Below are 24,795 nucleotides of genomic sequence, written 5' to 3' on the forward strand. Positions count from 1 at the left end.
CGGGGCGGGGTCAGAGACCGACCTCGCGCATCAGCTGGCCGACCTCGGGGTTGGTCAGCCGGCGCAGCCAGCCCGACTTCTGGTCCCCGAGCGCGATCGGGCCGAAGTGGGTGCGGACCAGCTTCTCCACCGGGAAGCCGGCCTCGGCGAGCATCCGGCGCACGATGTGCTTGCGGCCCTCGTGCAGGGTGACCTCGACCAGGTAGTTCTTGCCGACGTTGGAGACGACCTTGAAGCTGTCGGCGCGGGCGAAGCCGTCCTCCAGCTCGATGCCCTGGGCCAGCTGCTTGCCCAGGTCGCGCGGGATCGGGCCCTGGATCGCGGCCAGGTAGGTCTTGGTCACGCCGTAGCGCGGGTGGGTCAGCCGGTGGGCCAGCTCGCCGTGGTTGGTGAGCAGGATGATGCCCTCGGTCTCGGTGTCCAGCCGGCCCACGTGGAACAGCCGGGTCTCCCGGTTGGTCACGTAGTCGCCCAGGCACTGGCGGCCGTCCGGGTCCTCCATGGTGGAGACCACGCCGGCCGGCTTGTTCAGCGCGAAGAACAGGTACGACTGGGTGGCGACGGTCAGGCCGTCCACCTTGATCTCGTCGTTCTCGGGGTCGACCCGCTTGCCCTGCTCGGTGACCAGCGAGCCGTTGACCTCGACCCGGCCCTGCTCGATCAGCTCCTCGCACGCGCGGCGGCTGCCGACGCCGGCCCGGGCCAGCACCTTCTGCAGGCGCTCGCCCTCCTCGCTGCTCGCCTTGGCACCGGGGCCGTCGTGGCGGCGCAGCACCGCGTCCTCGATCTTGGCCTGCAGCTCGCGCGAGCGCTGCGGCGGCTGGCGGCGCGGGTCGCCAGGGGCGCCCTGGCCCTCGCGGCGCGGGCGCGGCGCGGGGCCGGGACGCCGGCCGGCGAAGCCGCCGCGGGCGGGGGTGGCGTTGGGGCCGCCGCCGTACTCGGGACGGTCGTAGCGGCGCTCCTCGGGGCGCAGCGGACGGTCGGGGTACTGCCGGCGGTCGTCGCGGCGGTCGTCCCGACCGCCGCCCGTGCTCCCGCCACCGCTGCGCCCGCGGCCGGCACCGCTGCCGCCGCCGTAACCACCGCCGCCGCCGCTGCCACCACGACCGCCGTAGCCGCCGCTGCTGCTGCCACCACCGCTGCCGCCCCGGCCGCCGTAGCCGCCGCCGCTGCCGCCCCGGCCGCCGCCGCTGCTGCTGCCACCACCGCTACGACCGCCGTAACCGCCGCCGCTGCTGCTGCCGCCACCACTGCCGCCCCGGCCGCCGTAACCGCCGCCGCCGCTGCTGCTGCCGCCACCACTGCCGCCCCGGCCGCCGTAGCCGCCGCCGCTGCTGCTGCCGCCCCGCCCACTGCCGCCGCCGAAGCCTCCCCGGCTACCGCCGCCGCTGTTCCTGCCGTTACCGCTGCCACTGCTACGCATCAAATGTCCGTACGTCGATTCCATCGGAAAGTGCGGGTCGTGCCGGCCGACCTCACTGCACTTCCCGTGCGCCCGCAGCGGCCACCGCGTCCGCGAGCACCGTGCCTTCGAGGGACTCCGCTTCCACGTCGTCGACCTCGGGCAGGAAGGGCGCGAGCTCCGGCAGCTCGTCCAAGCCGCGCAGCCCCATCCGTTCCAGGAAGTAGTTCGTCGTCCGATACAGGATCGCACCTGTTTCGGGCTCGGATCCGGTCTCTTCCACCAGTCCTCGCTGTACCAGGGTACGCATCACGCCGTCACAGTTCACACCGCGTACCGCGGAGACCCGGGATCTGGACACCGGTTGCCGGTAGGCGACCACCGCCAGCGTCTCCAGGGCGGCCTGGGTCAGCCGTGCCTGCTGACCGTCCAACACGTAGCGCTCGACCACCGGCGCGCAGGCCGCCGCGCTGTAGTAGCGCCACCCGCCGGCCACCAGCCGCAGCTCGAATCCCCGCCCCTGCGCGGTGTACTCCGCCGCCAGCTCGCGCAGCACGGCGGCCACCTCGGCGCGCGGGCGCTCCATCACCTGCGCCAGGCGCGCCTCGGTGACCGGCTCGTCGGCGAGCATCAGCACCGCCTCCAGCGCGGGCCGCAGCGCGACCGCCGGCCCGGTCGGCGCCTCCGCGAAAGCCTCGGGGTCCGCCAGGCCCTCGGAGCCCCCAGGGCCCTCAGGGAGGCCGGGAAGGTCGGGGAGGTCGAGCGCTGCCACCGCCTCGGGGACGGCCTGCGGCGGCACCGGCAGCGGCTCGGCCGCGGCCGGCTCCACCCACTGCGCGGCCTCGCCCGCCGGGCCGTCCTCCACCGCGCCGGGATAGGCCGACTCCTGCCACTCGCCCTCGCGCGCCTGGCCCGGCAGGCCGAGCGCGCGGCGCGCGGGCCGGCCGCCCTGCCCGGCGGCCCCGTGGTCCTCAGCGGTCCCGCTCATCCCCGGCTCCCTCTCCTCGCCCGGGCGCCTCGCCGGCGCCGCCGTCGAACTCGTCCGTCACCTCGATCACCGTCCGCTGCGGGTCGGCCACCCAATGGACCGTCAGCTCCCCCAGCGCCTCGGGCTGCTCGAAGGCCAGCGCCCGCTCGCGGTAGAGCTCCAGCAGGGCCAGGAACCGGGCCACCACCACCAGGGTGTCCCCGGCGTCGGCCACCAGGGCCGCGAAGCCGGCCGAGCCGTGCGCGGTGAGGTACGCCGTGACCAGCGCGGCCTGCTCGCGGACGCTGACCGCCGGGGTGTGGATGTGGTCCACGTAGACGGCCGGCTTGGGCCTGGGCGTCATCGCCTTGGCGGCCAGCTGCGCGAAGCGCTCCGGGCCGACGTGGATCACCACCTCCGGCAGCAGCTCGGCGTGCTGCGGCTCCAGGCCCACGGTGCGCGGGCGCAGCCGCTGCTCCTCGGCCCAGCGCTGCTCCAGGACGTCGGCCACCCGCTTGTACGCGCGGTACTGCAGCAGGCGGGCGAAGAGCAGGTCACGGGCTTCGAGCAGCGCGAGGTCCGCCTCGTCCTCGACCTCGGCGACGGGCAGCAGCCGGGCCGCCTTGAGGTCGAGCAGGGTGGCTGCGACCACCAGGAACTCGGTGGTCGCGTCCAGGTCCCAGTCCGGCCCCATGGCGCGCAGGTGGGCCATGAACTCGTCGGTGACCTGGGCGAGGGCGACCTCGGTGACGTCCATCTTGTGCTTGGCGATCAGACCGAGCAGCAGGTCGAAGGGCCCTTCGAAGTTGGCCAGCCGCACCTGGAACGCACCGCGCGCCGCATCGGCGCCGCCACCGACGGCGGCGTCAGGGACGCCGGACGGGGCTTCGGCCGGGGCTGCTGCGGGATCCGTGCGGGTGCTGGACATCGCGGCCCATCCTCACACGCCGACCGCGCTCAACGGCCGCGCAACCGCCGGACCAGGATGCTGGCCTCACCCCGTTGCTCCAGGTCGGCCAGGACGACCGCGATGGCCTCCCGCACGACCCGGCCGCGGTCCACCGCGAGGCCGTGCTCGCCGCGCAGCACCAGGCGCGCGTGCTCCAGGTCCATCAGTTCCTCGGCGGAGACGTACACGGTGATCTTCTCGTCGTGCCGCTCGCGCCCGCTGGGGCGCCGGGGCGCGCGCCCGCGCGGACGGCGCCTGGCCGCGCCGTCGCCGCTCTGCTGCTCCTCGGACCCGGCCGGTGCCGGCACGCCGCCCTGCGGGGCCCTGAGCGGGGCGCTGCCGGCCGTGCCGGCGGGGACGCCGGGGACACCCGGCACCCGCTCGATGCGGGGGCGCTGCACGGTCGCGCCGACGGCGCCCGTCCCGGTGTCCGCCGAGGGAGCGTCCACCGAAGTGGCGTCGGGCTGCTGCGCACCGCTGCCGCCGTCCACCGGGTCGGCGGCCGAGCGACTGGCCAGGGAGGGCGAGAGCGCCATCCCCCCGGTGGTGCGGAACAGCTCGTCGGCCCCCGGGAGGCTCACTCGACGGGGCGGCACCGGTCGAGCACCTCCCTGGCGAGCTGCCGGTAGGCGGCAGCGCCCACCGAGTTGGTCGCGTACGTGGTGATCGGCTCGCCGGCCACCGTGGTCTCGGGGAACCGGACGGTGCGCCCGATCACCGTGTGGAAGACGTGGTCGCCGAAGGCCTCGACCACGCGTGCCAGCACCTCGCGGCTGTGCACGGTGCGCGAGTCGTACATGGTGGCCAGGATGCCGTCCAGGCGCAGCTCGGGGTTGAGCCGCTCGCAGACCTTCTCGATCGTCTCGGTCAGCAGCGCGACCCCGCGCAGCGCGAAGAACTCGCACTCCAGCGGCACGATGACGCTGTGCGCCGCGGTGAGCGCGTTGACCGTCAGCAGGCCCAGCGAGGGCTGGCAGTCGATGATCACGTAGTCGTAGTCGGGCAGCAGCGGCTTGAGCGCGCGCGCCAGCGCCGACTCCCGGGCCACCTCGCTGACCAGCTGCACCTCGGCGGCCGACAGGTCGATGTTGGAGGGCAGCAGGTCCATGCCCGGCACGGCGGTCTTCAGCAGCACCTCGTCGGCGGTCAGGCCCCGCTCCATGAGCAGGTTGTAGACCGTGACGTCCAGCTCCATCGGGTTGACCCCGAGCCCCACCGAGAGCGCGCCCTGCGGGTCGAAGTCGACCAGCAGCACCCGGCGGCCGTACTCGGCCAGCGCGGCGCCCAGGTTGATGGTGGAGGTGGTCTTGCCGACGCCGCCCTTCTGGTTGCACATCGCGATGATCTGCGCGGGGCCGTGCTCGGCCAGCGGCGCGGGGATCGGGAAGTACGGCAGCGGGCGGCCGGTGGGACCGATCCGCTCACGGCGCTGGCGGGCCGCGTCGGGGGCCAGCGTGGCGGCGTACTCCGGGTCCGGCTCGTACTCGGCGTCCGGGTCGTCGTAGGAACCGTAGGCGAATTCGCTGTAGCCCAGATGCTGTGCGGAGCTCAGATCGGCCTCGTAGACATCGGGGCCGGCGCTGTGCGCGGCGGCCTGCCGGGCCTCGAAGGTCCGCACGGCGACCGTGCCGATCTCGCTGGCTCCGACGGTGGAATATGCGGCCCCGGTGTCGTCGGTCGGCTGTCCGGAGACGCGCTCCGCCAGTCCTGGCTGACCACCCCCGGGAGCAAATGTCGACTCATTCACAAGTCGTCTTACCTCCTTGGGCATCCAGGGCATTATGTCGATTCGTCAGCCTGACACCATGCCGACGGTTTGCGACTCTAGGCCGTTTCGGGCGTTCGCAGCAACACAATCCACGGTAGTGGGCCCGATGTGTCGGCCGCCCGACCGGGTTCTGTCAAGGGGCGGGTGAGCCGACCCTCGGCGCGTTGACGCATGCCGAAGCCCCCGGTCGGCTGCTGCCGACCAGGGGCCTTCGGGGGTCCGACGGACGACCGCGCGGCGGTCGCCGGGCGTCCTGCCGGGGTGTCAGGCCACCCTGGCGGTGTGTCAGGCGAGCACGCTGTCCAGGGAGATGGAGGGCAGGCCGAACGCCTCGGCGACGGCGCCGTAGGTGATCTGGCCCTCGTGCACGTTCAGGCCCTTGGCCAGCGCGGCGTCGCGGCGCAGCGCCTCCTTCCAGCCCCGGTTGGCCAGCTCCACGATGTAGGGCAGGGTGGCGTTGGTCAGCGCGTAGGTGGAGGTGTTCGGGACGGCGCCCGGCATGTTGGCCACGCAGTAGAAGACCGAGTTGTGGACCTCGAAGGTCGGCTCGGCGTGCGTGGTGGCACGGGAGTCCTCGAAGCAGCCGCCCTGGTCGATCGCGATGTCGACGAGCACGGAGCCCGGCTTCATCCGGGAGACCAGCTCGTTGGTGACCAGCTTGGGGGCCTTGGCGCCCGGGATCAGCACCGCGCCGATCACCAGGTCGGCCTCGATGACGGCCTTCTCCAGCTCGAAGGAGTTGGAGGCGATCGCCTTGATCTTGTTGCCGAAGATCCGGTCGGCCTCGCGCAGCTTGTTGATGTCGCGGTCCAGCAGGGTCACGTCGTAGCCCATGCCGATCGCGATGGTCGCCGCGTGCCAGCCGGAGACGCCGCCGCCGATGACGACGCACTTGGCCGGGTGGGTGCCGGGCACGCCACCGGGCAGCACGCCGCGGCCGCCGGCCGGGCGCATCAGGTGGTAGGAGCCGACCTGCGGGGCCAGCCGGCCCGCGACCTCGGACATCGGGGCGAGCAGCGGCAGCGCGCCGTTGGCCAGCTGCACGGTCTCGTAGGCGATCGCGGTGGTGCCGGAGGCGACCAGCGCGTCGGTGCCGGCCCGGTCGGCCGCCAGGTGCAGGTAGGTGAAGAGCGTCTGGCCCTTGCGCAGGCGGTGGTACTCCTGAGCGATCGGCTCCTTGACCTTCAGCAGCAGGTCGGCGGTGGCCCACACCTCGTCGGCGGTGGCGAGGATGGTGGCACCGGCGGCCACGTACTCCTCGTTGGGGATGGAGGAGCCGACGCCGGCGCCGTCCTCGATGAAGACCTCGTGGCCGTTGCGGACCAGCTCATGCACGCCGGCCGGCGTGATGGCCACGCGGTACTCGTGGTTCTTGACCTCGCGGGGGATGCCGACCTTGGTCACGGTTAAACACGTCCCTCTTGCCATGGGAGTCCCAACCGGGGGAAGACCGGCGGGTGCCGCACGCGGGCAGGCCTCCGGCATGGCCGGGACACGCTGCACTGCGCGACAATGTCGAGTGTAATGAAGCCCAGCAGATCCGCCAGCCTTCCAAAGTGACTAAATCCGCTGGACACGTTGGCAGATTCGTAGGCATGCCTCTGGGTTTTCCTGGCAAACCCGCCCAGAACCGGCAAACCTTCCCATCCCGCCCGGGACCGGCCGCAAGACCGGCGGCCGGCGACCGCGAAAACCGCTGGCCGGAGCCCCGTGGAGCACCGGCCGACGCCCTGGGCAGCCCCGGACGGGCCCGCCGGGCCCTAGCGGGCCCGGTCCGTCGCGGAGCGCGGCGCCAGGGCCGCCAGCGCCGCCGCGACCGCCTGCGTGCCGCGCTCGTCACCGAGCCGGCGCAGCAGCCCCAGCGCCGCCCGGTACTCCCGGGCCGCCTCCTCGAAACGGCGCTGGGCGGCGTGCGCCTCGCCGATCCGGGCCAGCAGCCGGGCCTGGGCCGCCGGCTCGTCCAGGCCGCGCCGCAGCGCCAGCGCCCGGCCGTAGCTGTCGGCCGCCCGCACCGCGTCGCCCAGCGCCCGGTGGCACTCGCCCACCCCCTCCAGCGCGCGGGCCGCGACCGAATCGTCCAGCGGATCCCTGCTGTGCGCGAGGGCCGCCCGGTAGTCCTCGCAGGCCCGGGCCCACTGCCCGGCCGCGGCCCGCAGCTCGGCCAGGTTGAGCAGTGCCGCCGCCGCCCGGCGCGCCGCGCCCTGCCGCTCGGCCCAGGTCAGCACCAGCTGGTGCAGCCGCACCGCGTCGGTGGGCGCGAGCGGGCCGGCCAGCGGCAGCGCCCGCAGCAGCGCGCTGGTCAGCCGGGCCGCCGAGCCGTCCAGATCACCCTGCCCGATCGCCAGCTCGGCCGTCACCAGCAGCGACTCGCGCTCCCCCAGCAGCCAGTGGCGGGCGTGGGCCGCGGTCCGCAGCCGCAGCGGCCCGGGCAGCGGATCGGGTGACTGCCGGCCGGGGTCGAGCAGTGCGCGGGCCGAGTCCACCAGCCGCACCAGCCGCTCCAGCAGCCGGGCGCGGGCCAGCTGCACCTCACCGGGGCGGTCCAGCTCGCTCCGCATCGCGGTCAGCTGGGCGAAGAACCGGCCCGGCACCCGGTACCGCGCGGTGCCGTCGGCCGCCGCCTCCAGCTGCTCCAGCAGCTCGCCCTCGGCCAGCGCGTGCAGCGCGGCGGCGGCCTCCGGGGCCGGGCAGCCCCCCAGCGCGGAGGCGGTGCGCAGGTCCGCCACGCCGTCGGGGGCCAGCGTGAGGGTCCGCAGCAGCCGGGCCTGCGCCACCGGCAGCGCCCGGTAGCGCAGCATGAACGCGGCGGCCAGCACCTCGCCGCCGCCCTCCCCGCCCAGTTCCTCGCCCGCCTCGCGCAGCGCCGCGGCCGCCTCGGGCACGGCCGCCTTGGGGTGGGCCCGCAACCAGTACGCCATCAGCCGCAGGGGGGCGGGCCGCCCGGCGCAGGCCTCGGCCAGCTCGGCCGCGCCCACCGGGTCGCAGCTGATCCGGGTGCCGCCGACCAGCGTGGTGAGCAGCTCGATCGCGGCCGGCTCGTCCAGGCCGCGCAGGATCACCGGGTCGACCCGGAAGCGGTCGGCCAACGCGCTGAGCGGCCCGCTGGTGACCGCCAGCACCAGGCAGCGCGGCTCGGCGGGCAGCAGCGGGCGCAGCTGCTCGGCGCTCGCCACGTCGTCCAGCAGCAGCAGGGTCTCCCGCCCGGTCAGCGCCTCCCGCAGGCCCGCGCAGGCCGGATCCTCGGCCTCGCCGGGTGCGCCGTCCGGCGGCGGGGCGGCGGCCGGAGAGTGGTCGAGCGCGGCCAGCAGGCGCCGGGCCACGGCCCCGGGCGCCACGGCGCTGCCGTCGGGCGCGCTGAGCGAGGCGACCAGCACCCGGCGCCCGCCGGCCACCGAACGGGCGAAGCGGCGGGCCAGCGCGGTGCGCCCGGAGCCGGCGCGACCGCTGACCACCAGCACCCGGCAGGCGGCCCCGGCCGGGCGGCCGGCCTCGGTGCGCAGCGCGGCCAGCTCGGCCGCCCGCCCGGCGAACGGCTCGGGGCCCGGCGGCAGGCCGGCCACCGGCCCGTCGGGGGCCGGACGTGCGTCCATCGTCGCCGTCTTTCTCGCCACCTGCGCCACTCCCGACCCGGTCGCCCAGCTTCCCGTCAGCGAAGCGTAGTTCGCTGGGAGCGCCGGGCCGAGCGGACATCGGTATGACCAAGTGGCAAATCACCCAACCGCACTAGACGATGCGTCAACTCCCTCCTGAAGATGACCCTCACGAGGGAGTCCGCGCACGACCTAAGCAGCGGTGAAGGGCCTGGCCGGCCAGGGGGCGTCGGCCGGGCGCAGTGCCGCCGGGCCGGCGCCGGTCAGCGCCGCGTGCAGCGCGAGGGTGCCGGTGATCAGGGTCGGGTTGTGCAGCTCGCCGGCCAGGATCAGCTCCACCAGCCGCGCGAGCGGCACCTGGGCGGTCTGGATCTCCAGTTCCTCGCCCTGCGCCTCGTACCTCTCCTGCGCGGACTCGGCCAGGTCGGTGGCCAGGAAGAGCCGCAGCGCCTCGTCCGTGCCGCCGGGCGAGGAGTAGAAGTCGACCAGCACCCGCCAGGTCTCCGCCTTGCAGTGCGCCTCCTCGTACAGCTCGCGCTGGGCGGCGTGCAGCGGGTTCTCCCCCGGCACGTCGAGCAGCCCGGCCGGCAGCTCCCACAGGCGCTGGCGCACCGGGTGGCGGTACTGGCGCACCAGGAGCACCTGCTGCTGGTCGTCCAGCGCGAGCACCGCGACCGAGCCCGGGTGGGTCTGGTAGTCCCGGCGGGCGTAGCTGCCGTCGGGCATCAGCACCTCGTCGCTGCGCACCCCGGTGACCCGGCCCTGGAACGGGAGCTCGGTGGCCCGCACCTCCCACTGCTCCGCCACGTCCCGAATCCCGTGCTCCCCGATCCCGTCAGGCATTGCGATCTCCCCACTTCTCGTCAGTACGACACAATCTAACGCCGAACGGCGGCCCCGCGTGGTCCGCGAGGCCGCCGTTCGGTACGAGCCGAGGTTCAGAGAGGCGCCGCCGTGTTACTCGGCGCCGGTCTTGATCTTGATCGCCGCGGCCACCAGACCCGCGAAGAGCGGGTGCGGGCGGGTCGGACGGGACTTCAGCTCCGGGTGCGCCTGGGTGGCGACCAGGTAGGGGTGCACCTCGCGCGGGTACTCGACGTACTCCACCAGGTCACCCTTGGGCGACAGGCCCGAGAAGACCAGGCCGGTCTTCTCCAGGTCGGCGCGGTAGGCGTTGTTGACCTCGTAGCGGTGGCGGTGGCGCTCGTCCACGTACTGCTCGCCGCCGTAGACCTCGCGCACGATCGAGCCCTCGGCGAGCTTGGCCGGGTAGAGGCCCAGGCGCATGGTGCCGCCCAGGTCGCCCTTGCCGTCCACGATCGCCAGCTGCTCGGCCATGGTGGAGATGACCGGGTGCTTGGCGGCCGGCTCGAACTCGGTGGAGTTGGCCTCGGGCAGGCCGGCCAGGTTGCGGGCGGCCTCGATGACCACGCACTGCAGACCCAGGCAGAGTCCGAGCAGCGGGATCCTGTTCTCCCGGGCGTAGGTGATCGCGGCGACCTTGCCGGTCACACCGCGGTCGCCGAAGCCACCGGGGATGCAGATCGCGTCCACGTCGCCCAGCTGCTCGGCCGCGCCCTCGGGCGTCTCGCAGTCGTCGGAGGTGACCCACTTGATCTCGACCCGGGCGTTGTTGGCGAAGCCGCCGGCCCGCAGCGCCTCGGTGACCGACAGGTAGGCGTCGGGCAGGTCGATGTACTTGCCGACCAGCGCCACCTTGACGATGTGCTGCGGCTCGTGGACCCGGCGCAGCAGGTCGTCCCAGGTGGTCCAGTCCACGTCGCGGAACGGCAGGTCGAGCCGGCGCACCACGTAGGCGTCCAGGCCCTCGCCGTGCAACACCTTGGGGATGTCGTAGATGGACTTGGCGTCGATGGCCGCGACCACGGCCTCCTCGTCCACGTCGCACATCAGCGAGATCTTGCGCTTGATGGCCTGCGGCACCTCGCGGTCGGCGCGCAGCACGATGGCGTCCGGCTGGATGCCGATGTTGCGCAGCGCGGCCACCGAGTGCTGGGTGGGCTTGGTCTTCAGCTCGCCGGAGGGGCCGATGTAGGGCAGCAGCGAGACGTGCACGAAGAAGACGTTGTCCCGGCCGACCTCGTGGCGCACCTGGCGCACGGCCTCCAGGAACGGCAGCGACTCGATGTCGCCGACGGTGCCGCCGACCTCGGTGATCACCACGTCGACGTCCTCGGTCGCCATCCGGCGGATCCGGGACTTGATCTCGTTGGTGATGTGCGGGATGACCTGGACGGTGTCGCCCAGGTACTCGCCGCGCCGCTCCTTGGCGATCACCGTCGAGTACACCTGACCGGTGGTCACGTTGGCCGAGCCGTGCAGGTTGGTGTCGAGGAAGCGCTCGTAGTGACCGATGTCCAGGTCGGTCTCGGCACCGTCGTCGGTGACGAACACCTCACCGTGCTGGAAGGGGTTCATCGTGCCCGGGTCCACGTTCAGGTACGGGTCGAGCTTCTGCATCGTCACTCGAAGGCCGCGGGCCTTGAGCAGGGCACCGAGGCTGGAGGCCGTGAGGCCCTTGCCCAGCGATGAGGCAACACCCCCGGTGACGAAGAGGTGCTTGGTCGTCACGGCGCGGCCGTTCGCCGCCTTGCCGGAATGGGGCTGTGCCAAGAGGGGGCTCCCGTGGGTCGCTGTCGAGGATGACGCCGGTGGATGTGCGGTCCGCAGAGCCGACGAGAGGCCGAAAAACCGGGGTCGTCAGTCAGCGGGTCCGGGGCGGTTTATCCACCAGTCCACGGGATACCAGGGTATCAGCGAGCAGGACAGCGCGCGGTCCCACGCCCGTCCGATGGCCCGGAAGGGTGCCGGTCCGCCCGCAGGCGCAGGGCGCCGTCCGCCGAGCTGACCAGGGCGGGATGGCCCGCAGTGATCACTGCCGGATGCCCCGTCCGGCGGCTCCTCTCACCCATGCGGGCTACTTTCACCCCTTGCGCCTGAGCAGACGGCGGTACCTGATCGTTTCCGGGTGCTGAGCCCAGCCCTGGCGTCGTATCCTGCACGGACGCATCGCCGACAGCAGAGCAAAAGCCGAGGACGAGGGGTCCGGACGACACCTCTCCGTCCCCGATGCGCGACCGGACTCCCCGCACCACCAGTTCATTGCCAGGCAAGTCCAGAAACCCACCGTGCGCTGTTCACCGACACCCTCGCGCGGCCCCTCCTCGGCCACCGTCACCAGCGGTTCCGAGCGGCCCTGGCCCTGGTATCCGCATCACCCCCGGCCCCGCAGTGACGCTCTCGCCTCCGTCGGCGACCGCCGAGCACTACCGCGAACTGGAGATGCACGTGGCCGGCCGTATCGAGGACTACGCACTTATCGGAGACATGCAGACCGCCGCGCTGGTCAGCAGAGACGGCGCCGTGGACTGGCTCTGCCTGCCCCGTTTCGACTCCCCCGCCGTCTTCGCCGGCCTGCTGGGCACCGATGAACACGGCTTCTGGCGGATCGGCCCCGCCGAGGCCGCCCCCGTTGCTCCCCAGAGCCAGGCCGGCGCGGTGCCGACCGCACCCGCGCCGCGTGCGCCGTTCACCGATACGAGTGATCTCAAGGCCGTGCCGAGCAGCGCGGCGGCTCCCGCCGTGCCGGCCGACCGGCGCCGTTACCGGGGCGATTCGCTGATCCTGGAGCAGGAGTGGGACACCCCGCGCGGCAGCGTGCGGGTGATCGACTTCATGCCGCCGCGGCACCTGAGCGGGCAGGAACCGGTGCCGCAGATGATCCGGATCGTGGAGGGCGTCTCGGGCCAGGTGCGGATGCGCTCGGCCGTTCGGATGCGCTTCAGCTACGGAAAGATCGTTCCCTGGGTGCACCGGGTCGAGCAGGGCGACGTGCACCGCACCGCCGCGGTGGCCGGGCCCGACTCGGTCTGGCTGGACGGCGAGGCCGAGACCTACGGGCGCAACCTCACCACCTATGCCGACTTCACCATCACGGCCGGCGAGCGGGTGGCCTTCGCGCTCACCTGGCAGGCCTCCCACCTGCCGCCCCCGGAGATCCCCGACCCCGAGGGCTCGCTGACGCTGACCGAGGAGTTCTGGCTCGACTGGGTCGCCCAGTGCACCTACCAGGGCCCCTACCGCGACGCCGTGGTCCGCTCGCTGATCACCCTCAAGGCGCTCACCTACGCCCCCACCGGCGGTATCGTCGCCGCGCCCACCACCTCGCTGCCCGAGGACATCGGCGGCGAGCGCAACTGGGACTACCGCTACACCTGGCTGCGGGACGCCGCGATCACCCTCTCCTCGCTGCTGCGCACCGGCTACCGGGAGGAGGCGCGGGCCTGGCGCGAGTGGCTGCTGCGCGCGGTGGCCGGCGACCCGGAGAACCTGCAGATCATGTACAGCATCACCGGCCAGCGCGAGTTGAACGAGTCGGTGCTCGACTGGCTGCCCGGCTACGAGGGCTCCCAGCCAGTGCGGGTCGGCAACGGCGCCGCCGACCAGCTCCAACTGGACGTCTACGGCGAGGTGGTCGAGGCGCTCTACCTGGCGCAGATGACCGGACTGTCCCGCAGCGACCACGCCCACCTGCTCCAACTGCGCCTGATCGGCTACCTGGAGGAGCACTGGAAGGCCCCCGACGAGGGGATCTGGGAGGTGCGCGGGCCGCGCCGGCACTTCGTCCACTCCAAGGTGATGGCCTGGGTCGCGGTGGACCGCACCATCAAGCTGATCGAACAGACCGAGGCCGAGGGCCCGCTGGAGCGCTGGCGGGCGCTGCGCGACGAGATCCACGCGGACGTCTGCGAGAAGGGCTACGACCCCGAGCGCAACACCTTCACCCAGTACTACGGCGGCACCGAGCTGGACGCCTCGCTGCTGCTGATCCCGCAGGTGGGCTTCCTGCCGCCGGACGACAAGCGGGTGATCGGCACCATCGAGGCGATCCAGCGCGAACTGTCCACCGAGGACGGCTTCGTGCTGCGCTACCCCACCCACGACGAGTCGGGCGAGAACGTCGACGGGCTCTCCGGCCACGAGGGCGCGTTCCTGGCCTGCTCGTTCTGGCTCGCCGACGACCTGGCGATGATCGGACGGGTGGCCGAGGCCCGCGAGCTGTTCGACCGGCTGCTCGCGCTGCGCAACGACCTGGGCCTGCTGGCCGAGGAGTGGGACCCGCGGCTCAAGCGGCAGGTCGGCAACTTCCCGCAGGCCTTCAGCCACGTGCCGCTGATCGACACCGCGCTGCGGCTGACCGCCTGCGGCGCCGCCTTCCTGGCACCGCAGCCGCTGGCCGCCGAAGCCGCCGCCCGGCAGGGCACGCAGCACAGCGCGCAGCAGCCGGCCTGACCCCGGGCCGGTCCGCCCCGTGCCGTCAGGGCTTGTCTGACAATTTCCTCGGACAAGCCCTGGGGGGCGGACCGGCTCAGCCGCGCTGGACCAGCTCGTCGTAGGTGCTGAGCACCTGCGCGACGGTGGCGGCCTCGTCCGGCCAGGTCTCGGCCTGGGCCGGGCCCGCCTTGGCCAGCGCGGCCCGGCGCGCGGGGTCGGCCAGCAGCTCGCGCACCGCGCCGCCCAGCGCCGCCGGGTCACCGCCGGGCACCAGCACCGCCGCGTCGCCCACCAGCTCGGGAATCCCGCCGACGGCGGTGGCCACCAGCGGCACGCCCGCCCGCAGCGCCTCCTGGGCGACCAGCGAGCGGGCCTCCCAGCGGCTGCTGATCACCACCAGATCGGCGGCGGCCAGCAGTCCGGGCACGTCGGTGCGGTGCCCGAGCAGCCGCACCGGCAGCCGCTCGGCGGCCGCCCGCTCCGCCAGCTCCAGGGCCAGCGGACCGTCCCCGGCCAGCAGCACCAGCGGGCGCGGCTCGCCGGTCAGTTCCCGGGTGGCCTCCAGCAGCTGGCCGAACCCCTTGTGCGGGACGAGCCGGCCGACGGCCAGCACCAGCGGGCGGTCCAGCTCGCCGGGGCCCAGCAGCGCGGCCCGGGCCGCCGCCCGGTCCAGGTGACCGACGGCCGGCGGCGGGGCGGCCACCGGGCCGAGCCGGGCGTCGGTGGCGCCCAGCTCGCGGGCCCGGGCCACCAGGTCGGAGGAGGCACCGAGCACCAGGTCGGCGGCCCTGGCCACCCGGCGCTCCATCAGCCGCTGCAGCCGCCGCTCCAGGCCGGTGGCCAGCAGGGCGTGGTGGAACGTCACCACCAGCGGCGTCTCGGGCCGCAGCCCGGGCAGCCGCCCGGCGGTGCGCAGCGCGAGGTCGGCCAGCAGCCCGGCCCGCAGGCCGTGCGCGTGCACCAGGTCGGCACTGGTGAAGGCGCGGCGCAGCTCCCCGATCGCGTTGGCGTCGCTGCGGGCGCCCGAGGTCGCGGTGATCTCCACCGGATGGAAGACGGCGCCGGTGCGGGAGAAGCCGAAGAGCGCGTCGGACTCGGCCGGCGCGCACACCGTGACTTTCACGCCGTGCGCGGTCAGGCCCTGGGCCAGCGAGCGCACATGGGCGCCGATCCCGCCGCTGCCGGCGGACAGCACCAGCACCACGTGCAACTGGCCCGGGCCCGGGCCGTTCGCACTCTCCCGGGCGGAGGAATGGTCCACGTCGTTTCGCTCCGACATCAGTTCTGGGATCCCGCTCACATCTGATTCCGTCGCCACCATGCCAGGTCCCGAGGGCTCTTGGACAGTCGGCGCCACGGGAGGGCCTCAGACCTCCTGAGGACCGCGGGCGGCGGCGAGCAGTTCCTCGGCGTGCGCACGGCCCAGCTCGGAGTCCTCCAGTCCGGCCAGCATGCGGGAGAGTTCGCGCACCCGCTGCTCGTCGCTGAGGGTCTTGACCCCGCTTCGGGTGACGGTGCCGTCGACGGTCTTCTCCACCACCAGGTGGCGGTCCGCGAAAGCCGCGACCTGTGGCAGATGGGTGACCACCACGACCTGCGCGCTGCGGGCCAGCTTGGCCAGCCGGCGGCCGATCTCGACGGCCGCCTTGCCGCCGACGCCCGCGTCCACCTCGTCGAAGAGGTAGGTCGGCACCGGGTCCGCACCGGCGAAGACCACCTCGACGGCGAGCATCACCCGGGAGAGCTCGCCGCCGGAGGCACCCTTGGCGATCGGGCGCGGTGGCGCGCCCGGGTGCGGGGCGAGCAGCACCTCCACCTCGTCCACGCCGTGCGATCCGTAGGCGACGGTGCGCCCGTCCAGCTCCAGGCCCGCCGGGTCGTCGATCCGGCTCAGGTCGAAGGTGACCCTGGCGTGCGGCATGGCCAGTTCGGTCAGCTCGTCCGAGACCGCCTCGGCGAACCGGGCCGCGGCGGCCTGCCGGGCCGCGGAGACCTCGGCGGCCAGCACCGCCAGCGCGGCGCGCAGCTCGGCCTCCTCGGCGGCCAGCTCCTCGATCCGCTCGTCGTCGCCGTCCAGCTCGGCCAGCCGCAGCGCGCCCCGCTCGGCCCAGGCGACCACCTCGGCGGTGGTCCCCTCGGTGTCGCCGTACTTGCGGATCAGCTGGGCCAGCACCGCCCGGCGCTCCTCCACGGTGGCCAGCCGCATCGGGTCGGCGTCCAGGCCGTCGGCGTAGAGCGCGAGGTCGCCGGCCACGTCGGCGAAGAGGTAGCCGAGTTCGGCCAGCCGGTCGGCCAGCGCCGCCAGGCGCTCGTCATGGCCGCGCACGCCGTCCAGCGCCCGGCGCGCCTGGCCGAGCAGGGTGCCGGCGTCCAGCAGGTCGGGATCGGCCGGGTCGCCGGCCAGCGCGGCGTGCGCCAGCACGGCGGCCGAGGAGAGCGCGTCGGCGTGGCCCAGCCGCTCGGCCTCGGCGGCGAGCTCCAGCTCCTCGCCGGCCACCGGCTCGGCGGCGGCGATCTCCTCCAGGCCGAAGCGCAGCAGGTCGGCCTCCTGGGCCCGCTCGCGGGCCTGGGTGGTCAGCTCCGCGAGCAGCGTGCTGACCTCGCGCAGCCGCCGGTAGCCGCTCCGGTAGCGGGCCAGCGGCTCGGCCAGCGCGGCGCCGGCGTAGCGGTCCAGCGCACCGCGCTGGCGGGCCGGGCGCAGCAGGCGCTGCTGGTCGCTCTGGCCGTGCACCGCGATCAGGTCCTCACCCAGCTCGGTGAGCAGCCCCACCGGGACCGAGCGGCCGCCGAGGTGCGCGCGCGAGCGGCCCTCGGCCGACACGGTCCGGCTGATCAGCAGCGCGCCGTCGTCCAGCTCGGCGCCGGCCTCCAGCGCGCGGGCGGCCACCGGCGAGTCGGCGGCCAGCGTCAGGCGGCCCTCCACCACGGCCCGGTCGGCACCGTTGCGCACCAGCGCGGGGTCGGCGCGGCCGCCCAGCAGCAGACCGAGGCTGGTGACGACCATGGTCTTGCCCGCGCCGGTCTCACCGGTCACGACCGTGAAGCCGGGAGCCAGCTCCACCACCGCGTCGTCGATGACACCAAGATCCCGTATCCGCATCTCGTCCAACACGGAGACGACCTTACGAGACCGCGGCCCCGGCGCGCGACGAGCGGCGGTCTTGGGAGGCGAAGTTCATTCCTTCCGGGGCCGTGGCCGCGCACCTGTGCACCAGCGCAGGAAGAACTGCGCCAGCGGGCCGATCGACACCGCGTAGGCGACCGTACCCACCCCCGCGTTGCCGCCCATCAGCACTCCGACCAGCAGCACCGTCAGCTCCAGGCTGGTGCGCAGCAGCCGCAGCGAGCGCCCGGTGCGCCGGTGCAGCCCGGTCATCAGCCCGTCGCGCGGGCCCGGGCCGAGTTCGGCGCCGATGTAGAGGCCGGTGGCCAGCCCGTTGAGCACGATCCCGGCGGCCAGCAGTGCGATCCGCGGCGCCAGCGCGTGCTGGGCGGGCAGCAGCGCCAGCGTGCGGTCCATCGCCACGCCCAGCACCAGCACGTTGGCCACGGTGCCGATGCCGGGGCGCTGGCGCAGCGGGATCCACAGCAGCAGCACGGCCGCGCCGGTGAGGACCACCACCGTGCCGATGCTCAGCCCCACCAGGCGGGCCACGCCCTGGTGGAACACGTCCCACGGGTCGAGCCCGAGGCTCGCGCGGTACATCAGGCCCATGCTGACGCCGTACAGGACCAGGCCGGCGAAGAGTTGCGGCAGACGGCGGCCGAGTGCTGCGGTGTCGCTCGGCAGGGCGAGGATCGCCATGAGGGCTCCTTGTCGTGGTGCTGTGCATCGGCCGCACACCGGCCGGGCGCTCTGCCATCATGGGAAGTCCACTTACCTGCTCGACAGGTCCAATTCGACTCAGGTGGACTGATCCGCGTGGCCGACTGGCAGAGCACCATCACCCCGCCCGCGCTCGCCCGGCTGCTGCGCGCCACCGGCCCGGCGCCCACCGCGGCGGACGCCCCGGCCCGCCGCCCCGCCTACCGGTCGCTGGCCGACCAGGTCCGGCGGCTGATCGGCGAGGGCCGGCTGCCGGTCGGCACCCGGATGCCCGCCGAACGCGAACTGGCCGCCGCCCTGGCACTGAGCCGCACCACCATCGCCACCGCCTACGAGACGCTGCGCAGCGAGGGCTACCTGCACAGCCGGCGCGGCGCGGGCAGTTGGACGGCCCTGCCGGCCGGCAGCACCCCGCCCACCGACGCACTCTTCCCGCTGCCGCCCGACGACTCCCACGGGCAGCTGATCGACCTGGGCGCCGCCTCCCCCGCGGCCCCGCAGCCCATGCTCGCCGAGGCCGCCGCCGGTGCCGTCGAGCTGCTGCCCGCCTATGCGCTGGGCCACGGCACCTACCCCACCGGCGTCCCGGTGCTGCGCGAGGTGGTGGCCCGGCGGTTCACCCAGCGCGGGCTGCCCACCACCCCCGACCAGATCCTGATCACCACCGGCGCGATGAGCGCGCTCCACCTGGTGCGGCGCTCCCTGCTGCGGCGCGGCGACCGGGTGGCCGTCGAGTCGCCCAGCTACGCGCACGTGCTGCGGGCGCTGCGGCAGGCCGAGGCCCGCCTGGTGCCGGTCCCGCAGCACCGGCCCGAGGGGCCCGAGCAGCTGCCGTGCTGGGACCTGACCGACTGGCACCGGGTGCTGCAAGGGGCGAGCCCGAAGCTGGTCTACCTGATCCCGGACTTCCACAACCCGACCGGTGCGCTGATCGGTGAGGACCAGCGCCGCCGACTGCTGGCCGCCGCGCGGACGGTGGGGAGCGTGGTGCTGGTGGACGAGACCATGGCCGAGCTGGGGTGGGGCACCGAGCAGCTGCCCCGGCCGATGGCCGCGCTGGACCGGGCCGCCCAGGTGGTGACCGTGGGTTCGGCCAGCAAGCTGCTCTGGGGCGGCCTGCGGGTCGGCTGGATCAGGGCCGCGCCGGCGCTGGTCCGCCGGCTGGCCGCCGACCGGATCCACACCGACGTCGGCACCCCCGTGCTGGACCAGCTGATCTGCGCGGACCTGCTGGGCGAGCGCTTCACCGAGGTCCGCGAACACCGGCTGGCGCAGCTGCGCGCGGACTCCGCGGCGCTGCTGCCGGCGCTGCGCGAGTGGCTGCCGCAGTGGCGCTTCGCCGAGCCGGTCGGCGGCATGACGCTCTGGATCGACACCGCGGGCCTGTCCGGCGCGGCGCTCTCGCACGCCGGCGACCAGGCCGGGCTGCGGATCGCGGCAGGCTCGCAGTTCGGGGCGGACGGCGCCTTCGAGGGCTTCATCCGCGTCCCGCTGACCGTGCCCGCCCACAGCGCCGCCCAGGCCGCCGCACGGCTGGCGGCGGCGGCCCGGACGGCCGAGCGGGACTGGCGCGGCGCCCCACCGGTCACCACGCTGGCCGTCTGACGGCCGACCGGCCTCAGCAGCGCGAGCGGCCCCGCCAACCGGTCACCGGAAGCGCGAACTTGGCCACCAGGCGGTCGGTGAACGGCGCCTGGTGCAACCGGGCCAGCCGCACCGGCACCCGGCCGCGGCGCACCTCCACCCGGGCGCCGGCCGGCAGCTCGAAGGAGCGCCGCCCGTCGCACCAGAGCACACCGTGCGGCGTCTTCGGCTGCACCTCCACGGCCAGCACCGAGTTCGGCGAGGTGACCAGCGGCCGGGCGAACAGCGCGTGCGCGCTGATCGGCACCATCAGCAGCGCCTCGACCTCCGGCCAGACCACCGGGCCGCCACCGGAGAACGCGTAGGCGGTGGAGCCGGTGGGCGTGGAGAGCACCACGCCGTCGCAGCCGAAGGTGGACACCGGGCGGCCGTCCACCTCGGTGACCACCTCCAGCATCCGCTCCCGGGAGATCTTCTCCACCGAGGCCTCGTTCAGCGCCCAGTCCTCGTGCACCACGTCACCGTTGGTGCGGACCAGCACGTCGAGCGTCATCCGCTCCTCGACCTCGTAGGCCCCGTCCACCACCCGGTCGACCACCACCGCCAGATCGTCGCGCTCGGCCTCGGCCAGGAAGCCGACCCGGCCCAGGTTGATGCCGAGCATCGGCAGGCCGGTGTCGCGGGCCAGCTCGGCGCCGCGCAGCAGCGTGCCGTCGCCGCCCGCCACCAGGATCAGCTCACAGCCGTCGGCCGCACCGTGGCCGGACTGCACGGTCTCCACCCCGTCGGGAAGGTCGAGGTCGACCGCCTCTGCGGCGAGCAGTCTGATCCTGATTCCGGCCTTCAGCAGCCCCTCCACCAACTGCTCGACGCTGCGCAGCGCGGCCTCACGACCGGTGTGCGCGATCAGGAAGACCGTACGTCCCTCGCTCAATGCCCTCTCCCAACGTCCACCGGGTCATCTTTGGCCCTGGACCGGTCCCCCCGCTGTTGCGGCGCCGGCCTCGACGCACCTGTCCCGGCAGCCTAGCGGGGCCCCTCGGCCACGGCCCGGTCCGCCTCGGCCGGATCGAGCTGCGCAGCGTCACGGCGCAGCCACAGGAAGTACTCGACGTTACCGGACGGGCCCGGCAGCGGGCTGGCCGTCACGGCCCGCACACCCAGCCCCAACTCCCAGGCCTGGCCCGCGACCTGACGGACCATCTCGGCCCGCAGCTGCGGGCTGCGGACCACCCCGCCGCTGCCGAGGCGCTCCTTGCCGATCTCGAACTGCGGCTTGACCATCAGGACCAGGTCGGCGTCGGGCGCCGCACAGGCCGCCAGTGCCGGGAGCACCAGGCCCAGCGAGATGAACGAGAGGTCGCCGACCACCAGGTCCACCGGCTCGCCGCCGATCAGCTCCAGGGTCAGCTCGCGCACATTGGTGCGGTCCATCACGGTCACCCGGTCGTCGCTCTGCAGCGACCAGGCGAGCTGGCCGTAGCCGACGTCCACCGCGAGCACCCCGGCCGCCCCCGCGCGCAGCAGCACGTCGGTGAAGCCGCCGGTGGAGGCGCCCGCGTCCAGCGCCCGGCGGCCCTCGACCACCAGGCCCTGCGGGACGAAGGCCGCGAACGCGCCGGCGAGCTTGTGGCCGCCGCGCGAGACGTAGTCGGGGTCGTTCTCGTCCTTCGCCACCACGACGGCCGCCGCGGTCTCCACCTGGGTGGCGGGCTTGGTCGCCGTCGCGCCGCCCACGCTCACCCGGCCGGCGGCGATCAGCTCACTGGCGTGCTCGCGCGAGCGGGCCAGATTGCGGCGGACGAGCTCTGCGTCGAGTCGGCGTCGTGCCACTGCCACGGGTGGTTCAGCTCCTAGCTGCTGTTGCGCTCGCCGTTGCTGTCGTCCAGCGAGGTGAGGATGGTACTGAGGCTCTGCTGGACATTTTCGTACACAGCGGCGTGCTCCGTGGTGGGGGCCCCGTCGAGAGCGGCCAGCGGCTCCAGCGCGGCGTCCACCTCAGGGTGGCCGGTGGGCTCGATCTCCACACCGAGCGGGGCGGGTTCGGGGGCCCACAGGGTGGGGAGCGGCGGGAGGTCGTCAGGGGCGGGCTGGGGCTCCGCGACGGCAGGCTGGGGGGCGGCGGGCTCAGTCATCGCTGTCGCCTGCCGGCTTCCTGGGGGTGGCCTTCTTCGTGGCGGTCTTCTTGGCAGTGGTCTTCTTCGTGGCCGTGTGCTTCGCGGCGGTCTTCTGCGCGGCGGTCTTCTCCGCCACGGTCTTTTTGGCCGCGCTCTTCTTCGCGACCGTCGGCTTCGCGGCCGTCTTCTTCGCCGCCGGGGTCTTCGCCGCCGGGGTCTTCGCCACGGCCTTCGGCACCGTCCGCTTCCGGGGCGCCGCCGGCTCGGCCGCCGGCTCGGCCGCCGGCTCCGGCGGGATGTACCAGCCGGCCGCCCCGGTCTGCGCGTCGTCCCAGTCCGGCTCGGCGTCCAGGCCGGGCTCCGGCTCCGGCTCCAGGTCCGCCTCCGGCTGCCAGTCCGCCGCGAACAGCGACTCCGCCCGGCCCGGCCTCGGCGCCCCGGACGTCGACCCCGCCGACTCCTGCTGCGCCTGCTCGGTCGGCGCCGTGCCGCCGCCCGCACCGCTGCCCTGGCCGTCGCCGGCCAGATCGCGCAGCTTGCCCTCCAGGTAGGCCAGCACCACGCCCGCCTTCACCACCTGGTCGCCCAGCTTGCCGACCCGTTCGACCGCCTTCTCCGCCTCGGCCCGCGCCAGCCCGACGGCCAGGTCCAGCCCGCCCCGGCCGACCGTGACGACCTCCTGGGCGAGGGTCTCCAGCTTCTGCACGGCCGGCGGCAGCTGGGTGGTGACGGCCCGCTCGGCCCCCTCCACGTCCACCCCGGCCCGCTCCAGCAGCTCGACCGCCGTGCCCACCACGCGCTTGCCGGCCGCCTCCGCGAGCCCGGCGGCCAACTCCACATACCCCCGAAGCATCTGCCGCATCTCCCGGTGCCTCCTCGAGCCGTCCTGATCCCCGGAAGTGACGCTACCGTGTCCACCCGGCCGGGCGCGGCAGCAACCGGCGTCAGGAGCAACGCCCGCAGCGGGTACCGTGGCTCGAATACCCCTCAGCCGGAGCCGGGAGAATCCGATCATGGCCGACACCGACGCATGCCGCGCGGCGCTGGAGCAGCTCAGCCGGAACATGGCGCAGGCCGAAGGCAACGTCCGCAAGGCCGCCGCGCTGGACCGCTCGCTCAGCTGCTGGCTCACCGACCTCGATCTGACCTTCACCGGCATGCTGCGCGAGGGCCGGATCCAGGACCTCGTCCACGCACCCGGCGCACCGACCGAGAAGGCCGCGATCCGGCTGGCCATGACCAGCGACGACCTGGTGGCCCTGGTCGGCGGCCGGCTGAACTTCGCCGGCGCCTGGGCCGCAGGGCGGGTCAGGCTGGAGGCCGGCTTCCGCGACCTGCTGCGCCTGCGCGCCCTGCTCTGACCCGGCCCGGCGGCAGGGCGGCTCAGAACCCGAGCTCGGCCAGCACCTTGCGCCCGTCCAGCGGCTCCCCGCCACGGTCCAGCTCCGCCCACGCCGCCGCGCACAGCGCCCGCAGCCCGTCGTACCGCCCGTCCTGGGACCCCTGCGCCGCGCCGGCACCGCCCAGGCGCAGCTCGCCGTCCACCACGCGGGCGGACCGGCCACGGCACTCGAAGCCGCCGTCCGCCGCCGCCGTCACCGCCGGGTGCGGCTCCAGCAGCCCGCGCAGGTCGGCGGCCAGGTAGGTGGGCCGGTGCTGCCGCGGCGCGGCGAGCAGCTGGGCGGGGGTGCTGACCCCGGTGAAGACCAGCAGGCTGTCCACCCCGCCGTTGTAGGCACCCTCGATGTCGGTGTCCAGCCGGTCGCCGACCACCAGCGGGCGCTCGGCCCCCGTGCGCAGCACCGTCTCGCGGTGCATCGGCGGCAGCGGCTTGCCCGCCACCTCCGGCTCGGCCCCGGTCGCGGCCCGGACGGCGGCCACCAGCGTCCCGTTGCCCGGCGCCACCCCGCGCGCGGTGGGGATCGACATGTCGGTGTTGGACGCCACCCAGGGCAGGCCCGCAGCCACCGCGTAGGCGGCCTCGGCGAGGCGCTCCCAGCCCACCGAGGGGTCGAAGCCCTGCACCACGGCCGCCGGACCGTCGGCCAGCGACTCGACCGCCACCAGCCCCCGCTCGGCGAGCGCCTCCACCAGCCCCGGGCCGCCGACGACCAGCACCTTCGAGCCCGCCGGCACCTTCTCGGCGACGAGCCGGGCGGCGGCCTGGGCGGAGTTGATCACGTCGCTCGCCGCCGCCGGCACGCCCAGCTCGGTGAGGTGCTCGGCGACCACCCGGGGCGGACGCGAGGCGTTGTTGGTGACGTAGGCCAGCCGCATGCCGGCCGCCCGGGCCGCGTCCAGCGAGTCCACCGCGTGCTCGATCGCCGACGGGCCGGCGTAGACCACGCCGTCCAGGTCGAGCAGCGCCGTGTCGTAGGCCGCCATCAGCGGCTTGTCACTGTGGCCGGGAGCCTGCGGGTTCGTCATGCCTGATCTTCCCCATCGTCGGAATCGGTGGACCGGCCGCCCGACTGCGGCGGCAGGTAGCCCGGGGCGCCGGGCAGCAGCGGGCCGAAGGCGCCCGCCCGGGCCGCCAGGGTGGCCCTGCTCTGGCGCAGCGCCGCCTGGTAGTGCGCGACCTGCGGCTGCATCGCCACGGCCAGCGCCAGGTGTTCGACCGAGGTCTCGAAGTCGCCGAGTCTGGCGGCTGCGATCCCCCAGCCGAACTGAGCGTAGTCGTCGGACGGATCGGCCAGCGCCACCACCCGGAAGCTCTCCAGCGCCGCCCGGTAGGAGCCCACGTCGAACTGGGCCCTGGCCAGCGCCTCCCGGATGCTCCTGGAGGACGGCTCGGCCGCCGCTGCCCGCGCCAGCAGCTGCTCGGCCGCCGCCGGATGGCCCTCGGCCAGCAGTTGCTCGCCCCGGCGGAACCAGTCGTACACGTCACCCAGCGGGGTCCCGTCCGCGCTGCCGGTCACCGGCGGCTCGCCCGCTCCGCCCGCGGCCTGCTCCTGCCCACCACTCATGCTCGGCCTCACTTCTCTCGTCCTGCCACCGGCTCCCGCTCGTACGAACGATCGTGGGAGCCCGCACCATCTCGGAAACAACGCCGTTCTCGGATACCCTTCCCAGGTTTGATCACCGGTCACCTCACAGTGACGAGGCCACTGCGGATCCGGGAGGGGGCTTTCCGTTCCCGGCCACCACCGGGCCATCCGGCGGACCCGCGACGGAAACTAAGCTGTCAAGTCCGCAGGCGCCGACCACGGCGTGCACCACCCCTCGTACGACCCGTAGTCCGGCGTCCTGCTCCTCCGGTCCAACGGTCCGACCGAGACCCCACCCTCCCCGGCCCAT

The 24,795-nt window shown here is 74.2% G+C and carries 21 protein-coding genes; 3 read left to right on the forward strand and 18 right to left on the reverse strand.

Translation table 11 applies throughout. The annotated features are described in order from the left end of the window. Positions 1-10: 10 nt before the first annotated feature. The 9 genes from OG294_RS11990 to OG294_RS12030 form a co-directional block, all read right to left on the reverse strand. A complete protein-coding gene (locus OG294_RS11990; RefSeq protein WP_327066467.1) occupies positions 11-1,423 on the reverse strand; it encodes a pseudouridine synthase in 1,413 nt (470 codons plus the stop codon). Positions 1,424-1,475: 52 nt separating this feature from the next. Continuing rightward, positions 1,476-2,111 carry an SMC-Scp complex subunit ScpB gene (scpB, locus tag OG294_RS11995; RefSeq protein ID WP_327071512.1) on the reverse strand — a complete coding sequence of 212 codons (636 nt, stop codon included), beginning with the start codon at positions 2,109-2,111 and terminating at the stop codon, positions 1,476-1,478. 262 nt (positions 2,112-2,373) lie between these two features. Next, positions 2,374-3,297, reverse strand: a complete 924-nt coding sequence (locus OG294_RS12000; RefSeq protein WP_327066468.1) for a segregation and condensation protein A — start codon at positions 3,295-3,297, stop codon at positions 2,374-2,376. A 29-nt stretch (positions 3,298-3,326) separates the two neighbouring features. Further along, entirely contained in the window at positions 3,327-3,854 is a 528-nt protein-coding gene (locus OG294_RS12005) for a hypothetical protein (RefSeq protein WP_327071513.1), read from the reverse strand. A 41-nt stretch (positions 3,855-3,895) separates the two neighbouring features. Next, complete coding sequence (locus OG294_RS12010) at positions 3,896-4,951, reverse strand: ParA family protein (protein WP_442789324.1); 1,056 nt, start codon at positions 4,949-4,951, stop codon at positions 3,896-3,898. A 420-nt stretch (positions 4,952-5,371) separates the two neighbouring features. After that, the gene (ald, locus tag OG294_RS12015; RefSeq protein ID WP_442789143.1) at positions 5,372-6,490 is read right to left on the reverse strand and encodes an alanine dehydrogenase; all 1,119 of its coding nucleotides are present in this window, start codon (positions 6,488-6,490) and stop codon (positions 5,372-5,374) included. Between the two features lie 356 nt (positions 6,491-6,846). Beyond that, positions 6,847-8,676 carry an AAA family ATPase gene (locus OG294_RS12020; protein WP_327066471.1) on the reverse strand — a complete coding sequence of 610 codons (1,830 nt, stop codon included), beginning with the start codon at positions 8,674-8,676 and terminating at the stop codon, positions 6,847-6,849. Positions 8,677-8,868: 192 nt separating this feature from the next. Then, entirely contained in the window at positions 8,869-9,519 is a 651-nt protein-coding gene (locus tag OG294_RS12025; protein WP_327066472.1) for an NUDIX hydrolase, read from the reverse strand. A gap of 114 nt (positions 9,520-9,633) precedes the next feature. After that, a complete protein-coding gene (locus OG294_RS12030) occupies positions 9,634-11,310 on the reverse strand; it encodes a CTP synthase (RefSeq protein ID WP_327066473.1) in 1,677 nt (558 codons plus the stop codon). 675 nt (positions 11,311-11,985) lie between these two features. On the opposite strand from OG294_RS12030, the gene OG294_RS12035 reads away from it, so the two are divergent. Then, on the forward strand, positions 11,986-13,989 hold the full coding sequence (locus OG294_RS12035) for a glycoside hydrolase family 15 protein (RefSeq protein ID WP_327071514.1): 2,004 nt from the start codon (positions 11,986-11,988) through the stop codon (positions 13,987-13,989). Between the two features lie 76 nt (positions 13,990-14,065). Here the strand turns inward: OG294_RS12035 and OG294_RS12040 are convergent, their stop codons facing one another. The 3 genes from OG294_RS12040 to yczE all read right to left on the reverse strand — a co-directional run bounded on the left by OG294_RS12040 (position 14,066) and on the right by yczE (position 17,776). Further along, the gene (locus tag OG294_RS12040; RefSeq protein WP_327066474.1) at positions 14,066-15,250 is read right to left on the reverse strand and encodes a glycosyltransferase family 4 protein; all 1,185 of its coding nucleotides are present in this window, start codon (positions 15,248-15,250) and stop codon (positions 14,066-14,068) included. An 87-nt stretch (positions 15,251-15,337) separates the two neighbouring features. After that, entirely contained in the window at positions 15,338-17,071 is a 1,734-nt protein-coding gene (gene recN / locus OG294_RS12045) for a DNA repair protein RecN (RefSeq protein ID WP_327071515.1), read from the reverse strand. A gap of 75 nt (positions 17,072-17,146) precedes the next feature. Continuing rightward, positions 17,147-17,776 (reverse strand): membrane protein YczE, encoded by a 630-nt coding sequence (gene yczE, locus OG294_RS12050; RefSeq protein ID WP_327066475.1) that lies wholly within the window; start codon positions 17,774-17,776, stop codon positions 17,147-17,149. A 117-nt stretch (positions 17,777-17,893) separates the two neighbouring features. On the opposite strand from yczE, the gene yczR reads away from it, so the two are divergent. Further along, positions 17,894-19,402 (forward strand): MocR-like transcription factor YczR, encoded by a 1,509-nt coding sequence (gene yczR / locus OG294_RS12055; RefSeq protein WP_327066476.1) that lies wholly within the window; start codon positions 17,894-17,896, stop codon positions 19,400-19,402. Positions 19,403-19,415: 13 nt separating this feature from the next. Here yczR and OG294_RS12060 read toward each other — a convergent pair whose 3' ends face one another. The 4 genes from OG294_RS12060 to OG294_RS12075 form a co-directional block, all read right to left on the reverse strand. Continuing rightward, a complete protein-coding gene (locus OG294_RS12060; protein WP_327066477.1) occupies positions 19,416-20,315 on the reverse strand; it encodes an NAD kinase in 900 nt (299 codons plus the stop codon). Between the two features lie 92 nt (positions 20,316-20,407). After that, a complete protein-coding gene (locus OG294_RS12065) occupies positions 20,408-21,214 on the reverse strand; it encodes a TlyA family RNA methyltransferase (RefSeq protein WP_327071516.1) in 807 nt (268 codons plus the stop codon). 20 nt (positions 21,215-21,234) lie between these two features. After that, positions 21,235-21,516: a hypothetical protein gene (locus OG294_RS12070; protein WP_327066478.1), complete on the reverse strand. Its 282-nt coding sequence runs from the start codon at positions 21,514-21,516 to the stop codon at positions 21,235-21,237. After that, positions 21,509-22,360: a hypothetical protein gene (locus OG294_RS12075; RefSeq protein ID WP_327066479.1), complete on the reverse strand. Its 852-nt coding sequence runs from the start codon at positions 22,358-22,360 to the stop codon at positions 21,509-21,511. The genes OG294_RS12070 and OG294_RS12075 overlap by 8 nt, the downstream gene beginning before the upstream one ends. A 151-nt stretch (positions 22,361-22,511) precedes the next feature. Here OG294_RS12075 and OG294_RS12080 point away from each other — a divergent pair, with 151 nt between their 5' ends. Beyond that, positions 22,512-22,859, forward strand: coding sequence for a sterol-binding protein (locus tag OG294_RS12080; protein WP_327066480.1), 348 nt, complete (start codon positions 22,512-22,514; stop codon positions 22,857-22,859). 22 nt (positions 22,860-22,881) lie between these two features. On the opposite strand, the gene OG294_RS12085 is transcribed toward OG294_RS12080, so the two are convergent. Next, on the reverse strand, positions 22,882-23,925 hold the full coding sequence (locus OG294_RS12085; protein WP_327066481.1) for an HAD-IIA family hydrolase: 1,044 nt from the start codon (positions 23,923-23,925) through the stop codon (positions 22,882-22,884). Then, a complete protein-coding gene (locus OG294_RS12090; RefSeq protein ID WP_327066482.1) occupies positions 23,922-24,464 on the reverse strand; it encodes a tetratricopeptide repeat protein in 543 nt (180 codons plus the stop codon). Before OG294_RS12090 ends, OG294_RS12085 begins: the two co-directional genes overlap by 4 nt. Between the last annotated feature and the right edge of the window lie 331 nt (positions 24,465-24,795).

The organism is Kitasatospora sp. NBC_01302, from assembly GCF_035976515.1.
Classification (GTDB): domain Bacteria; phylum Actinomycetota; class Actinomycetes; order Streptomycetales; family Streptomycetaceae; genus Kitasatospora.

Bases quoted from the DNA above. Each gene is read 5' to 3' on its own strand.
- yczE (WP_327066475.1), bottom strand. From the start codon at position 17,776: ATGGCGATCCTCGCCCTGCCGAGCGACACCGCAGCACTCGGCCGCCGT.
- OG294_RS12000 (WP_327066468.1), bottom strand. From the start codon at position 3,297: ATGTCCAGCACCCGCACGGATCCCGCAGCAGCCCCGGCCGAAGCCCCG.
- OG294_RS12040 (WP_327066474.1), bottom strand. From the start codon at position 15,250: ATGTCGGAGCGAAACGACGTGGACCATTCCTCCGCCCGGGAGAGTGCG.
- OG294_RS12020 (WP_327066471.1), bottom strand. From the start codon at position 8,676: ATGGACGCACGTCCGGCCCCCGACGGGCCGGTGGCCGGCCTGCCGCCG.
- OG294_RS12070 (WP_327066478.1), bottom strand. From the start codon at position 21,516: ATGACTGAGCCCGCCGCCCCCCAGCCTGCCGTCGCGGAGCCCCAGCCC.
- OG294_RS12025 (WP_327066472.1), bottom strand. From the start codon at position 9,519: ATGCCTGACGGGATCGGGGAGCACGGGATTCGGGACGTGGCGGAGCAG.
- OG294_RS12005 (WP_327071513.1), bottom strand. From the start codon at position 3,854: ATGGCGCTCTCGCCCTCCCTGGCCAGTCGCTCGGCCGCCGACCCGGTG.
- OG294_RS12080 (WP_327066480.1), top strand. From the start codon at position 22,512: ATGGCCGACACCGACGCATGCCGCGCGGCGCTGGAGCAGCTCAGCCGG.
- OG294_RS11990 (WP_327066467.1), bottom strand. From the start codon at position 1,423: ATGCGTAGCAGTGGCAGCGGTAACGGCAGGAACAGCGGCGGCGGTAGC.
- OG294_RS12085 (WP_327066481.1), bottom strand. From the start codon at position 23,925: ATGACGAACCCGCAGGCTCCCGGCCACAGTGACAAGCCGCTGATGGCG.
- recN (WP_327071515.1), bottom strand. From the start codon at position 17,071: ATGCGGATACGGGATCTTGGTGTCATCGACGACGCGGTGGTGGAGCTG.
- OG294_RS12090 (WP_327066482.1), bottom strand. From the start codon at position 24,464: ATGAGTGGTGGGCAGGAGCAGGCCGCGGGCGGAGCGGGCGAGCCGCCG.
- OG294_RS12075 (WP_327066479.1), bottom strand. From the start codon at position 22,360: ATGCGGCAGATGCTTCGGGGGTATGTGGAGTTGGCCGCCGGGCTCGCG.